The organism is Micromonospora sp. NPDC085948 (assembly GCF_040686315.1).
Classification (GTDB): domain Bacteria; phylum Actinomycetota; class Actinomycetes; order Mycobacteriales; family Micromonosporaceae; genus Micromonospora.
Genome location: NZ_JBFBJW010000003.1, coordinates 1 through 13,308, shown reverse-complemented (window position 1 = coordinate 13,308; position 13,308 = coordinate 1). Strand labels below are relative to the sequence as shown.

The 13,308-nt window shown below is 72.4% G+C and carries 15 protein-coding genes; 11 read left to right on the top strand and 4 right to left on the bottom strand.

Going from position 1 to position 13,308, the window contains the following annotated elements:
- Nucleotides 1–39: 39 nt before the first annotated feature.
- Together AB0O48_RS09720 and AB0O48_RS09715 are read right to left on the bottom strand one after the other, a co-directional pair.
- Nucleotides 40–465 carry a DNA-binding protein gene (locus AB0O48_RS09720; protein WP_357254909.1) on the bottom strand — a complete coding sequence of 142 codons (426 nt, stop codon included), beginning with the start codon at nt 463–465 and terminating at the stop codon, nt 40–42.
- Between the two features lie 86 nt (nt 466–551).
- Nucleotides 552–1,007 carry a hypothetical protein gene (locus AB0O48_RS09715; RefSeq protein WP_357254910.1) on the bottom strand — a complete coding sequence of 152 codons (456 nt, stop codon included), beginning with the start codon at nt 1,005–1,007 and terminating at the stop codon, nt 552–554.
- Between the two features lie 176 nt (nt 1,008–1,183).
- Between AB0O48_RS09715 and AB0O48_RS09710 the strand changes: the two genes are divergently transcribed.
- The 5 genes from AB0O48_RS09710 (at nt 1,184) to AB0O48_RS09690 (ending at nt 5,205) form a co-directional block, all read left to right on the top strand.
- Nucleotides 1,184–1,825 (top strand): DNA-3-methyladenine glycosylase, encoded by a 642-nt coding sequence (locus tag AB0O48_RS09710; RefSeq protein ID WP_357254912.1) that lies wholly within the window; start codon nt 1,184–1,186, stop codon nt 1,823–1,825.
- A gap of 37 nt (nt 1,826–1,862) precedes the next feature.
- Nucleotides 1,863–2,993 (top strand): exo-alpha-sialidase, encoded by a 1,131-nt coding sequence (locus AB0O48_RS09705; RefSeq protein WP_357254914.1) that lies wholly within the window; start codon nt 1,863–1,865, stop codon nt 2,991–2,993.
- Nucleotides 2,994–2,995: 2 nt separating this feature from the next.
- On the top strand, nt 2,996–3,271 hold the full coding sequence (locus AB0O48_RS09700; RefSeq protein ID WP_357254916.1) for a ubiquitin-like small modifier protein 1: 276 nt from the start codon (nt 2,996–2,998) through the stop codon (nt 3,269–3,271).
- 159 nt (nt 3,272–3,430) lie between these two features.
- Entirely contained in the window at nt 3,431–4,573 is a 1,143-nt protein-coding gene (locus AB0O48_RS09695) for an LLM class flavin-dependent oxidoreductase (RefSeq protein ID WP_357254918.1), read from the top strand.
- Nucleotides 4,570–5,205, top strand: coding sequence for an FMN reductase (locus AB0O48_RS09690; protein WP_357254920.1), 636 nt, complete (start codon nt 4,570–4,572; stop codon nt 5,203–5,205). The genes AB0O48_RS09695 and AB0O48_RS09690 overlap by 4 nt, the downstream gene beginning before the upstream one ends.
- On the opposite strand, the gene AB0O48_RS09685 is transcribed toward AB0O48_RS09690, so the two are convergent.
- Nucleotides 5,198–6,070 (bottom strand): universal stress protein, encoded by an 873-nt coding sequence (locus AB0O48_RS09685; RefSeq protein ID WP_357254922.1) that lies wholly within the window; start codon nt 6,068–6,070, stop codon nt 5,198–5,200. The two genes, AB0O48_RS09690 and AB0O48_RS09685, sit on opposite strands and share 8 nt — an antisense overlap.
- A 126-nt stretch (nt 6,071–6,196) precedes the next feature.
- On the opposite strand from AB0O48_RS09685, the gene AB0O48_RS09680 reads away from it, so the two are divergent.
- The 5 genes from AB0O48_RS09680 (at nt 6,197) to AB0O48_RS09660 (ending at nt 10,947) form a co-directional block, all read left to right on the top strand.
- Nucleotides 6,197–6,700: a winged helix-turn-helix domain-containing protein gene (locus AB0O48_RS09680; protein WP_357569815.1), complete on the top strand. Its 504-nt coding sequence runs from the start codon at nt 6,197–6,199 to the stop codon at nt 6,698–6,700.
- A gap of 45 nt (nt 6,701–6,745) precedes the next feature.
- Complete coding sequence (locus AB0O48_RS09675; RefSeq protein ID WP_357569814.1) at nt 6,746–8,221, top strand: serine hydrolase domain-containing protein; 1,476 nt, start codon at nt 6,746–6,748, stop codon at nt 8,219–8,221.
- Between the two features lie 38 nt (nt 8,222–8,259).
- Nucleotides 8,260–8,760, top strand: coding sequence for a GNAT family N-acetyltransferase (locus AB0O48_RS09670; protein WP_357254927.1), 501 nt, complete (start codon nt 8,260–8,262; stop codon nt 8,758–8,760).
- 9 nt (nt 8,761–8,769) lie between these two features.
- Nucleotides 8,770–9,411 (top strand): hypothetical protein, encoded by a 642-nt coding sequence (locus AB0O48_RS09665; RefSeq protein WP_357254928.1) that lies wholly within the window; start codon nt 8,770–8,772, stop codon nt 9,409–9,411.
- Between the two features lie 204 nt (nt 9,412–9,615).
- Nucleotides 9,616–10,947, top strand: a complete 1,332-nt coding sequence (locus AB0O48_RS09660; protein WP_365064450.1) for a hemolysin family protein — start codon at nt 9,616–9,618, stop codon at nt 10,945–10,947.
- Between the two features lie 19 nt (nt 10,948–10,966).
- Here AB0O48_RS09660 and AB0O48_RS09655 read toward each other — a convergent pair whose 3' ends face one another.
- On the bottom strand, nt 10,967–11,350 hold the full coding sequence (locus AB0O48_RS09655) for a PaaI family thioesterase (protein WP_357254945.1): 384 nt from the start codon (nt 11,348–11,350) through the stop codon (nt 10,967–10,969).
- A gap of 106 nt (nt 11,351–11,456) precedes the next feature.
- Here AB0O48_RS09655 and tyrS point away from each other — a divergent pair, with 106 nt between their 5' ends.
- Nucleotides 11,457–12,749 carry a tyrosine--tRNA ligase gene (gene tyrS / locus AB0O48_RS09650; RefSeq protein ID WP_357254947.1) on the top strand — a complete coding sequence of 431 codons (1,293 nt, stop codon included), beginning with the start codon at nt 11,457–11,459 and terminating at the stop codon, nt 12,747–12,749.
- Nucleotides 12,750–13,308 lie beyond the last annotated feature (559 nt).

Here is a 13,308-nt window from a genome sequence, read left to right as displayed (position 1 = left end):
CGCGATCTTGGCGCGGTCGAACACGGACGGGCGCGGCCGTCAGGCGCTCTGCTCGGCTGAGCGGGCGGCGACCCGCTCGTAGCGCTGCCGGGCCGCCTGCGCGCTGCCCAGGCCCAGCCCGTACGCGATCGCCTGCCAGGTCAGCCCCCGGTCGCGGGCCAGCGTCAACAGTCCGGCTTCCAGGGCGTCCAGCTCGGCGCGGACGTGCGGCAGCAGGGTCAGCGCGGCGGTGAGGTCGGCGGCGTCGATCGGCTCCTCGGCCGGTGCCCGCTCGGCTCCGCCGGCGGCCAGTGCGGTGACCAGGGCGACCGCCTCCCACGGGTCGAGCACGTACGGGTGGGCCCAGCGCCCGCGCTGGGTGTCGGTCCCGGCGTGCCGCTCGCTGATGCGTTGCAGGGCCTCGTGGGTGCGGTGGGCGCGGGCGCGGGACGGGTCCGGCGCGGTGAACAGCTCGTCCGTCGTCATGCCCCGATCCCAGTCTATCAACGAACGATTGTCAACAAACTATTGAAGCGGGGCGGCGCGGTCTTGCCGCGCCGCCCCGCCGCGGCTCAGAGCGACAGCTCGAAGCGGTGTTCGTCGGTGAGGGAGTTGCACAGTGCGTCGCAGGAGTTGCCGGTCACCACGCCGAACGCCACGCCGGGGGCGAACGGGCGCTCCGTCGCGGTCACGGCGATCCGGACCTTCTGCGTGGTCGCGTCGCAGACCACCTTCCGACTGGTCGTGCCGGTCCGCATCGTGTCCCCGATCGCCTGGGCGACCTTGACGGTCAGGTCGACCGAGGTGCGCTGCGAGCAGGTCAGGGTGATCGGGACGAAGACCGCCGCGCCGCTGGCGTCGATCTTGCCGGTGCCGCTGAGCGCGACCGCGGTCAGCGGGGCGCCGTCGACCGCGGCACCCGCCCGCAGCGGGGCGTTGGCACTGGCCGACGGGGCGAGGGCAAGCGTGGCGCCTGCCGCGGCCAGGACGATGGCGATGAGAGGTCGACGGATTCTGCGTACGTTCATGGTGGTTCCTCTCCGGATGCGCCGTCGCGCCCTGCGACGACACTCGTTACACCCGCCGGTCGCGGGGCGGGTTTCCGCGGGTGGATGACGAACGAATGAACACCGGAGGGCTTCCGGGTGCCCGGCCGGACCCGGCGGCGGGATGGTCAGGCGGAATGCTGGGTACCGTCGGAGCCATGGATCTCGTGTCGGACGACCGCTCCGCCGACGCCGGCCTGGCGACGCTGGCCGACCTGCTCGCCGGCCCGCTGCTGCCGGCCGCGCGTGGGCTGCTGGGCTGCGAGCTGCACGCGGGCGGCGTCACCGTCCGGATCACCGAGGTCGAGGCGTACGCCGGTATGGCCGGGGATCAGGCCTCGCACGCGCACCGGGGCCGCACCCCCCGCAACGCGGTGATGTTCGGGCCGGCCGGGCACGCGTACGTCTACTTCACCTACGGGATGCACTGGTGCATGAACGTGGTGACAGGTGTCGAGGGGGAGGCTTCCGCGGTCCTGCTGCGCGCCGGGCAGGTCGTCGACGGCCTGACCGAGGCTCGGGACCGTCGGCCGGCCGTACGCCGGGACGTGGACCTGGCCCGTGGGCCGGCCCGGCTCTGTGCCGCGCTCGGCATCGACCGCGAGGCGTACGGGGCGTACCTGCTTAGCGACGGGCCGGTCCGGTTGCGCCCACCGACGCGGCCGGTGCCGCCGGAGACGGTGGTCGCCGGCCCGCGCGTCGGGGTGACCGGCGCGCACGACCTGCCGTGGCGGTTCTGGCTCGACGGCGATCCGACGGTCAGCGCGTATCGCCGGCACGTGCCCCGCACCCGGCGCTGATCCCGCGGGCGTGTGTCCGGCGAACGTGTCGGAGGGTGTGGCCATAATCACCGAACTGCTCATTGACGGTTCGGAGGACATCATGGCGACGTTGCTCGCGATCGGCACGGCCAAGGGGTTGTTTCTCGCCACCAGCGACGATGACCGGCGCGGTTGGGAGATCACCGGCCCGCACTTTCCGATGACCGGGGTCTACGCGGTCGCGGTCGACACCCGGCGGTCCACCCCGCGGCTGCTCGTCGGGATGACCAGCTCACACTTCGGTCCCAGCGTCGCCACCAGCGACGACCTCGGCGCCTCCTGGGACGAGCCGGACGAGGCGCCGGTCGCGTTCCCGGCCGACACCGGCGTCTCCCTCGGGCGGGTCTGGCAGTTGGTGCCGGCCGGCCCCGACCAGCCGGACGTGGTCTGGGCCGGCACCGAGCCGTCGGCGCTGTTCAGGTCCGCCGACGGTGGCCGCAGCTTCGAGCTGGTCCGTTCCCTCTGGGACCACCCGCACCGCCCGCAGTGGGACGCCGGCTTCGGCGGCCAGGCCGTGCACACCGTGCTGCCGCATCCGCGGGACCCGGCCCGGCTGCTGGTCGCGATGTCCACGGGTGGCGTCTACCGCTCGGAGGACGCCGGGGCGAGTTGGGCGCCGGGCAACACCGGCATCCGCGCCTACTTCATGCCCGACGAGTGGCCGGAGTTCGGCCAGTGCGTGCACAAGGTCGCTCGGGACGGGGCCGATCCCGAGCGGCTGTACGCGCAGAACCACCACGGCGTCTACCGTTCCGACGACGACGGCCGCACCTGGTCCTCGATCGCCGACGGGCTGCCCAGCGACTTCGGCTTCCCGATGGTGGCCCACCCCGGGCGGGGCGGCATGGTGTGGACCTTCCCGTTGGTGGCCGACAGCGAGCGGTTCCCGGCCGACCACCGCTGCCGGGTGTTCCGCTCCGCCGACGCCGGCGGCAAGTGGGAGCCGCTGTCGGTGGGGTTGCCCGAGGGGCCGTTCTACCCGGCGGTGCTGCGCGACGCGATGTGCGCCGACGGCGCCGCTCCCGGTGGGGTCTACTTCGGCACCCGCTCCGGCTCGGTCTACGCCAGCCGCGACGAGGGCGACTCCTGGTCCCTGGTGGCGGCACACCTGCCGGACGTGCTCTGCGTCCGGGCCGCGGGGGTCTGAGCGTGGTCACCGTGCTGCTGCCCGGACCGCTGCGGGGCGAGGCCGGCGGGGCCAGTCGGCTGAGCGTCGGCGCCACCGGGACGCTGCGGGCGGTCCTCGACGAGTTGGCCGTCGCGCATCCGCGGCTGGCCCGGCGGATCCGCGACGAGCGTGGCGAGCTGCGCCGCTACGTCAACGTCTATGTCGACGGTGCGGATTGCCGGCACTCGGGTGGGCTGGCCACGCCCGTCGGCGAGGGCGCCGAGGTGCAGGTGCTCCCGTCGGTGGCCGGCGGCTGAGCTGGTGATAGGCGCCGCCAACGCGGGGTGTGTCCGTTATCGGGCGTGACCGGCGCCACTGCGAGATGGGCCGGCCACGGAATAGTTGCGTCGTCAAATAAGTTGTGAGCTGCGTCCGGGTACCACGACGGCACCCGGTTGACACGCGAGGAGCTGGTCATGCAGTTCGGAGTCTTCACCGTCGGCGACGTCACGGTCGACCCGACCACCGGTCGGGAGCCGACCGAGCATGAGCGGATCAAGGCCATGGTCGCCATCGCGCTCAAGGCCGAAGAGGTCGGTCTGGACGTCTTCGCCGCGGGCGAGCACCACAACCCGCCGTTCGTGCCCTCGTCGCCGACCACCATGCTCGGCCACATCGCGGCGCGCACCGAGCGGCTGCTGCTGTCCACCGCCACCACGCTGATCACCACCAACGACCCGGTGAAGATCGCCGAGGACTACGCGATGCTTCAGCACCTCTCCGACGGCCGGGTGGACCTGATGATGGGCCGCGGCAACACCGGCCCGGTCTACCCGTGGTTCGGCAAGGACATCCGCGCCGGCATCCCCCTCGCCATCGAGAACTACGACCTGCTGCACCGGCTGTGGCGCGAGGACGTGGTCGACTGGAAGGGCAAGTACCGCACCCCGTTGCAGTCGTTCACCTCGACGCCGCGCCCGCTCGACGGCGTGCCCCCGTTCGTCTGGCACGGCTCGATCCGCAGCCCGGAGATCGCCGAGCAGGCCGCGTACTACGGCGACGGCTTCTTCGCCAACCACATCTTCTGGCCCAAGGAGCACACCCAGCGGATGGTCGCGCTCTACCGCCAGCGGTACGCGCACTACGGCCACGGCAGCGCCGACCAGGCGATCGTCGGCCTCGGTGGCCAGGTGTTCATGCGCCGCAACTCGCAGGACGCGGTCCGCGAGTTCCGGCCGTACTTCGACAACGCCCCGGTCTACGGGCACGGGCCGTCGTTGGAGGAGTTCACCCGGGAGACGCCGCTGACCGTGGGCAGCCCGCAGCAGGTCATCGACCGCACGTTGGGCTTCCGGGAGTACGTCGGTGACTACCAGCGGCAGCTGTTCCTGGTGGACCACGCGGGGTTGCCGCTGAAGACCGTGCTGGAGCAGCTCGACCTGCTGGGTGAGGAGGTGGTGCCGGTGCTGCGCAAGGAGTTCGAGGCGCTGCGTCCCGCGCACGTGCCGGCGGCGCCGACGCACGCCTCGCTGGTCGCCGCCGCGGGCGGCGGCAAGGACAGCACCGTGCACGCCGTCGACGACGTCACGGGCAAGGCACCGGAGGGGGCGACCCGATGACCCACCGCACCCTGGCCGTGGTCTCGGCGGGGCTGAGTCAGCCCTCGTCGACCCGGCTGCTCGCCGACCAGCTCGCCGCGGCGACCCGCGACGAGTTGGTCCGGCGCGGCGCCGAGGTGGAGCTGCACGTGGTCGACCTGCGGGAGTACGCCCACGACGTGGTCAACAACATGCTCACCGGGTTCCCGCCGACCGCGCTGCGCGACGTCATCGACACGGTGACCGGGGCGGACGGGCTCATCGCCGTCACCCCAATCTTCAGCGCCTCGTACAACGGGCTGTTCAAGTCGTTCTTCGACGTGTTGGATTCCGAGTCGCTCGTCGACCGGCCGGTGCTGATCGGCGCCACCGGCGGCACCGCCCGGCACTCCCTGGCTCTGGAGCACGCCGTCCGCCCGATGTTCGCCTACCTCCGGTCGGTGGTCGTCCCGACCGCGGTCTTCGCCGCACCGGAGGACTGGTCCGACGGCACCGCGGACGGCGCTCTGCGCGGTCGGATCCGGCGCGCCGCCGGTGAACTGGCCGACCAGATCGAGCGCCGGCCGCCGACCAGCGGCCCCGCCGACCCGTTCGCCCTCACCACCGACTTCCTGCAGATGCTCGGCCGATCCGACGACGCGCCGGTCAGCTGACCGGGTGGGCGACCAGCACCGGGCAGTGCGCGTGCTGGATCACCGCCTGACTGACCGACCCGAGCAACAGGCCCGCGAATCCGGCCCGGCCCCGGGTGCCCACGACCAGCAGCGACGCCGTGCCGCTGGCATCGATGAGCCCCTGGACCGGGCCGGCCGCCCGGACCGGATGCTCCCGCACCACCAGGTCGGGGTGCGCGGCGCGTACCGCGGCGGACGCGTCGGCCAGTAGCCGCACCGCCTCGGCCTGGTACACGGCCTGCGACTCCTCGATCTCCTCCGGCACCGCCCGGTCCCCGGCCGCCGGGCCGACGTGCACCAGCACCAGCGGCACCTCCCGCCGCGCTGCCTCGTCGGCGCCGTAGCCCGTCGCCAGCCGGGACGACTCGGAGCCGTCGACCCCGACCAGCACCGGCCCGTCCACCGGGATCGGCTGCTCGTCCGGGCGGACCACCAGCACCGGGCAGTGCGCGTGCGCGGCCACCTGCGTGCCGACCGAGCCGAGCAGCAGCCCGGCGAACCCGCCGAGCCCTCGACTGCCCACCACGACCAACTCGGCCTGGCGGGACTCCTCGATCAGCGTGATGCCGGGGCCGCCGGCTACCTGGCGCACCTCGACGACCAGGCCGGGCCAGCGGTCGGTCAGGTCGGCCGCCGTGGTCTCCAACATCCGCTGCGCCTCCTCGGACGGCACCGGCATCCCGATGTCGTACGGGTTGAGCGGGATGCCGTAGCCGAATGGGTGCAGGTATCCGTGCAGCAGGAGCAGCGGCCGGGACCGGAGCAGTGCGGCGCGGGCCGCGTGCTCCGCGGCGACCAGGCTGGACGACGATCCGTCCACGCCCACCACGACGGGTCGGTTCATCGGCGCTCCCTGGGTCGGTCGGTTGCCCCCTTCATCTTCCTGCCTCGGTGGCGGCGCGCTCGCCACGGATCGCCGACGCCGGAGACAGAGTTTGCTCGGAAGTACGTTAGTACGTACTATCTCCACATGAGCACAGTGGAAGAGCGGCTGGCCGCCCTGGAAGCGCAGATCACCGCCCTGAGTGAACGACTGACGCCGGCATCGACGGCACCGGCCGCGTCCGAAGGCGCCTTCTGGGCCCTCGACGGCCTCAAGCAGCGCCTGCCGCCCGACGGCACCGGCGCGGTCCTCTACACCGGCACCGTCCGCGTCGCCGGCCAGCACTACGACTGGCAGTACGGCCGCACCGTCGACGACGTGCTCGCCGCCGACTGGACCGAGCTGTCCGCCACGCTCTCCGCGCTGGCCCACCCGGTGCGGCTGCGGCTGCTGCGCGAGATCCTCGACGGTCGCCAGAGCACCAGCGAGCTGGCCGAGATCGAGGAACTGGGCACGACCGGCCAGCTCCACCACCACCTGCGCCAGATCACCGCCGCCGGTTGGCTGCGCAGCGTCGGCCGAGGGCGGTGGTCCGTCCCCGCCGAACGCGTGGTGCCGCTGCTCACCATCCTCACCGCCGCCGGTCGCTGAACCGCCCCCACCGCACCGACCGCCCGAACAGCAGGGAGAAGCACCATGCGCAGGACGACCGCGATCACCCTCGCCGCGGCACTGGTCGCCGGCGTCGCCGGGATCGCGCTGATGCCCCGGGTGGCCCGCCTCAGCGCACAGGCCACCGGGGACGCCGATCTGGCCGCCGCCGCACGGTCCGCCGTGCGCGACCCGTCGGGGCACCGCGGGCTCGCCGTCGCCCTGGTCGAGAACGGTCGCATCCGTACCGCCGGCCTGGGCGACCGGGACCCGACCGGCCGGCCGGTCGAGCCCGGCACCTCGTTCGAGATCGGCTCGGTCACCAAGGTGCTCACCGGCATGCTCCTGGCCGACCAGGTCGCCGCCGGGGTCGTCCGCCCCGACGACCCCCTCGGCGCCACCTGGCCCACCGTCGCCGGCCCCGCCCGCGAGGTGACGCTCGCCGAGTTGGCCAGCCACCGCGCCGGCCTGCCCCGCCTCGCCCCCGGCGGCATCCTGGGCTGGGCTCGCATCCTCTGGTCCAACGTGTCCGGTGGCAACCCGTACGCCGGGCAGGACGTCGACGCCATCCGGAGCGCCGCCGACCGGGTCACCCCCGACGACGACGAGCGCGGCGACGTCCACTACTCCAACGTCGGGCCGTCCGTGCTCGGTCACGCGCTCGCCGCGAAGGCCGGCGTCGCGTACGCCGATCTGCTGCGGTCCCGGCTGCTCCGACCGCTCGGCATGAACGCCACGGTGATCGCCACCCACGCCGACGACCTGCCGGCCGGCCGCGCCCACGGCGGCCGGGCCGCCGGCCGGGCACTCGACCCCTGGTCCGGAGTGGGCTACGCCCCGGCCGGCGTCGGCCCCTGGTCCACCGCCGAAGATCTGGGCCGGCTGGCCGCCGCGACCCTCGCCGGCACCGCGCCCGGCACCGACGCCACCACCGCCCGCTTCCGCGAGGACGAGAACACCCACGTCGGGTACGGCTGGTTCACCACCCGGCACGGCGACCACGAGGTGGTTTGGCACAACGGCGCGACCGGCGGGTTCCGGTCCTACATTGGCCTCGAACGGGCCACCGGCCGGGCGGTGGTGGTCCTCGGCAACACCGACAAGGGCGTCGAGCCGATCGGGCTGCGACTGCTCGGCGTACCGGAGAAGGAGGCTGGAGGGGCGGCACCGGCGGCTCCGGTCTGGATCGGCGCCGGTCTCGCGGTGGCGCTCAGCTTCCTCGGCGGCCTGTCCCTGCTCGGCACCGCCCGCCGCCGCGAACTGGACCGGGTGACCCTGGTGGCGGCGGTGGTGTGGGCGTTCGCCTATCTCGGGCTGGCGCACCGGATGGGCGACTGGTCGGTGGTGCCGGTCTGGCTCTGGCCGCTCGGCGCCGGCTTGTCCGCGGCGGGGGCCGCACTGGCCGTGACCCGGTGGTCCGCCCTGCCGGTGGTCAACGCGCGGGTGCCGTGGCGCCGCCTGCTGTCGGTGGGCAGCTCCCTGCTCGCCGCCGTGCTGGCGGTCGCCGCCGTGAGCGACTGAGCGCGCGGCGCGGGCTCGCCGTTGCGTACCCTCGTCCGATGACCCCTGATCTGCGGTTGCGCCCGGTCCAGGAGGACGACCTCGTCGAGTTCTTCCTGTTCCAGCAGGACCCGGAGGCCAACCGGATGGCGGCCTTCGTCGCCAAGGACCCGTCCGACCGTCGGGAGTTCGCCCAGCACTGGGCCCGGGTGCTCACCAACCCGGCGAACCGGGTCCGCACCGTCGAGGTCGACGGCGAGGTGGTCGGCTACGTGAGCGCCTTCCCCGCCGAGGGCAGGACCGAGGTCAGCTACTGGATCGACCCGGCCCGCTGGGGCCGGGGGCACGCCACCGCGGCCCTGACCGCGCTGCTGCGCGAGGTGCCCCGACCGGTGCACGCCCGCGCCGTCAAGGACAACGCCGCGTCCCTCGCGGTCCTGCGCAAGTGCGGCTTCGTGGTGGTCGGCGAGGACTCGGGGTACGCCAACGGTCGCGGCGAAGACGTCGAGGAGTGGCTGTTGGAGCTGCCCGCCGACGCCCCTGACCTGGGCGGGCACTAGTCTCGCGGGGTGAACTGGTTGGATCTGGTCGGCTGGGCCGGCTCCGCGGTGCTGGTCTGGTCGCTGCTGCAGTCGCGCATCCTGCGGTTGCGGGCGCTCAACCTCGTCGGCTGCTTCGTGCTGATCGGCTACAACGCCGCGATCGAGGTCTGGCCCGGCGTCGGGCTCAACGTCGTGCTCGCGGCGATCAACATCTGGTACCTGCGCGGGATGCTCGCCACCCGCCACGACGAGAAGACCTACCAGGTGGTGGAGGTCGGTGTCGGCGACCAGTTCCTCGCGCACACGCTGCGGGTGCACGCCGGCGACATCGCCCGGTTCAACCCCGACTTCCACTGGGACCCGGACGCGTCGGGACGATCCGCCTTCCTGGTGGTCACCGCCGACGAGGTGGTGGGTGTGGTGCTGTCGCACGCCGAGGCGCACGGCGTCGCCCAGATCGACCTGGACTACGTGACCCCCAGGTTCCGGGACTTCACCCCGGGCGAGTTCGTCTACCGACGCAGCCACCTGTTCACCGAACGAGGCTTCCGTCGGGTGGTCAGCCCGCCCCGGATGGTCGCCCCGTACTACCACCGGCTCGGCTTCCGCCCGGACGGCGACTCGTACGTCCTCGACCTGCCGGCGACCCCGGCCGCCGACCCGGCGTAGCGTCACCCGCGACCGATCCGGCGTAGCGTCACCGACGCCCGATCCGGCGTAGCGTCACCGACGCCCGATCCGGCGTAGCCTCACCGGGGCAGGATTCGGCGGGCACCGGACGGGGCAAACACACGCCTACGCCGGGCGGGCTCGCCGACCGGCGGGCACCGCGCGTACCGGCCGGTGCCACCACCACGAGGGAGCGAACCGGGCGTGCAGAGCTACGGGAGCCAACTGGCCCTGGTCGGAATCCTGGTCGTGATCAACGCGCTCTTCGCCGGCAGCGAGATGGCGCTGGTGTCGCTGCGGGACAGTCAGATCCAGCGGTTGGAGCGCACCAGTCGCGCCGGGCGGGTGCTGGCCCGCCTCGCCAAGGACCCGAACCGCTTCCTGGCCACCATCCAGATCGGCATCACCCTCGCCGGCTTCCTGGCCTCCGCCGCCGCGGCGGTCTCGCTGGCCAAGCCGCTCGTCCCGCTGCTCGGAATGTTCGGCAGCGCCGCCGAGACGGTGGCCATCGTGGTGGTCACCCTCGCGCTGACCTTCGTCACCCTGGTCTTCGGCGAGCTGGCCCCCAAGCGGATCGCCATGCAGTCCGCCGAGCGCTGGGCACTGCTGGTGGCCCGCCCGCTCGATCTGCTCGCCAGCTTCACCCGGCCGGCCGTCTGGGCGCTCGGCGCCACCAGCGACGTGGTCGTCCGCCTGGTCGGGCTCAACCCGAAACACCAGCCGGAGGAGATCGGCCCGAACGAGCTGCGCGACATCGTCGCCGGCAACCACGGCTTCACCAAGGAACAACGCACCATCATCGCCGGCGCCGTGGAGATCGCCGACCGACGGTTGCGGGCTGTCCTCGTACCCCGGTTGCAGGTCTTCACGCTCGACAGCGGGACCACCGCGGAGGCGGCGCGGCTCGTGCTGGCCGCCACCGGGCACTCCCGCGCGCCGGTCGTGCGCCACGGCGGCCTGGACGACACGGCCGGCGTGATCCACCTGCGCGATCTGGTGGGCGTGCCCGACGACCGCCCGGTCGACGAGATCGCCCGCCCCCCGATGCTGTTGCCCGACTCGCTGCCGGTGGTGGACGCGTTGCGCCAGTTCAAGGCCGAGCGCCAGCACATCGCGCTCGTCGTGGACGAGCGCGGCGCGGTCGACGGCATCGTCACGCTGGAGGACATCCTGGAGGAGATCGTCGGCGAGATCTACGACGAGACCGACCGGGACGTGCGCTCGGTGCGGCGCGACCCGGACGGCGCGCTGCTGCTGCCCGGCACCTTCCCGGTGCACGACCTCCCGGACATCGGCGTCGAGCTGCCGTCGCGTCCGGACGGCGACTACACCACGGTCGCCGGGCTGGTGCTGGCCCGCCTCGGGCACATCCCCACCGTCGCCGGCGAGGACGTCACCCTGGACGGCTGGGTGCTGGTGGTGGCCGGCATCGACCACCGGGCGATCACCGAGGTACGGGTCAGCCGGGTACCCGATGACACCGACCCCGACGCCGACCAGGCGGCGGAGCCGGTGCTGGACGAGGCCCGCAGCTGAACCGTCCGGGTGCCGCCGCTCAGTCGCGCGAGAGGTTCTGGAGTCGCACCTGACCGCGGGCGACCAACCGCTCGTCGGCGTCGGTGATCTCCACCTGCCAGAGCTGCTGGCTGCGGCCCCGGTGCACGGGGGTGCCGACCGCGGTCAGCTTCCCGTCCCGGACGGCCCGCAGGAAGTCGGTCTGGTTCGACACGCCGACCACCGTGCCCCGGTCGGCCAGCCAGAGGGAGCCACCCACACTGGCCGCGGTCTCCACCACCGAGCAGTACACCCCGCCGTGCTGGATGCCGAACGGCTGGTGCAGCTCCGGTCGGACCTGCCAGCTGATGACCACCCGGTCGGCGGACGCCTCCTCGAACGTCAGGCCGAGCAGGGCGACGAAACCACCCGTCAGATCCGGCATCTCCACGGCAAATCCCTCCTCGATCAACGGGGCGCAAGCCTAACCGGGGCGGGTTGCGGCAAACCCGGTACGGGTCGGTGCCGGCGATGGGGGAGAATCGGTGACCGTGACCGACAGCAGCCCCCCGCCCTCCGGGCGGGACTCCCTGACCGACGACCTGCTCTGGCGTGGCCTCATCCAGGACTCGACAGGCCTCGACGAGCTGCGCGAGCTGCTCGACGGGGGGACGGCCGCCACCTATTACGTGGGCTTCGACCCCACCGCGCCGAGCCTGCACGTCGGCAACCTCATGCAGGTCCTCATGGCCCGCCGGCTGCAACTCGCCGGCCACCGCCCGTTGCTGCTGGTCGGCGGGGCCACCGGGCAGATCGGTGACCCGAAGGAGAGCGCCGAGCGGACGCTCAACCCGCCCGAGGTGATCGCCGGCTGGGTCGAGCGCATCCGCGAACAGCTCGCGCCCTTCGTGTCGTACACCGGGGACAACGCGGCGCAGTTGGTCAACAACCTGGACTGGACCGGCGAGATGTCGATCGTCGAGTTCCTGCGCGACGTGGGCAAGCATTTCCCGGTCAACAAGATGCTCGCGCGGGAGGTGGTGCGGGCCCGACTCGAGACGGGCATCAGCTTCACCGAGTTCAGCTACCAGCTGCTGCAGGGCAACGACTTCTTCGAGCTGCACCGCCGGCACGGCTGTCAGCTTCAGTTCGGTGGCTCCGACCAGTGGGGCAACATCACCGCCGGCGTCGACTACGTCCGCCGGCGGGGCGCCGGGCCGGTGCAGGCGTTCACCACGCCGCTGGTCACCAAGTCCGACGGTACGAAGTTCGGCAAGAGCGAGGGGGGCGCCGTCTGGCTCGACCCCGCGATGACCAGCCCCTACGCGTTCTACCAGTTCTGGCTCAACGTCGAGGACCGAGAGGTCGACCGGTACCTGCGCTACTTCAGCTTCCGTACTCGTGACGAGTTGGAGGAGCTGGCGAAGGCGACGGCCGAGCGGCCGGCGGCGCGCCTGGCGCAGCGGGCGCTCGCCGAGGAGCTGACCACCCTGGTGCACGGCGCCGAGGAGACCCGACAGGCGGTCGCCGCCAGTCAGGCACTCTTCGGCCGCGGGTCGCTCGACGACCTGGCCCCGGAGACGCTGCGTGCGGCGTTGACCGAGGCCGGCCTGGTGCGTCTCTCCGGCGAGTTGCCGGATGTCGCCGGGCTGTTGCGGGACTCCGGGCTCGTCAGTGGGCTCAAGGAGGCCCGTCGGGTGATCGCCGAGGGTGGCGCCTACGTCAACAACAATCGGGTGACCGAGGTGGACGCCGGGGTGTCGGCGACCGATCTGCTGCACGGGCGATACCTGGTGCTGCGTCGCGGCAAGCGCTCGTTCGCGGGCGTTGAGCTGGGCGAATAGTCGACTGTCGACGATGTGACCGGGGACGCGTCCGGCGGATTTGACGATCATCCCGCCGGACGCGTAGCTTTCTCTCTGCCAGCGCGGAACGGACGAAACAGGCGAAAGCCTGAGACGGCCGGAGCGCAGGACAAACGGCCTCGGGCCGGCGGGCTTGCCCACCGGATCCCGGACCGGGAGGTGCCGCCAGAAACGCCGCGAGGCGGATTTGGTGCGGCGAAACCGACCGGGTATGGTTACCAACCGGCAGGGCACCGGGCGAGCTTGCGGGAGACCGCAGCGGCCGGCCTGCCGAATCCGTGACGAGAGCGGCGCAAGCCGGTCGAGCCATGGTGCCCGCATTACCGAATGAAGCACGACGAACCGCGAAACACCGGTTTGACACGGCGGAAACGAGCGGGTAACGTAGTAAAAGTGCCTGGCGCTGGAAAGCGCTAAGGGACACGGTACGAAAAGCCCCGGTTGGGGTTCCACTGAGGTGGGGCTTCTGGTCGGTGTGTGGTTGTTCTTTGAGAACTCAACAGGGTGCTTGTAAAGCCAGTGCCAATTATGATTTATA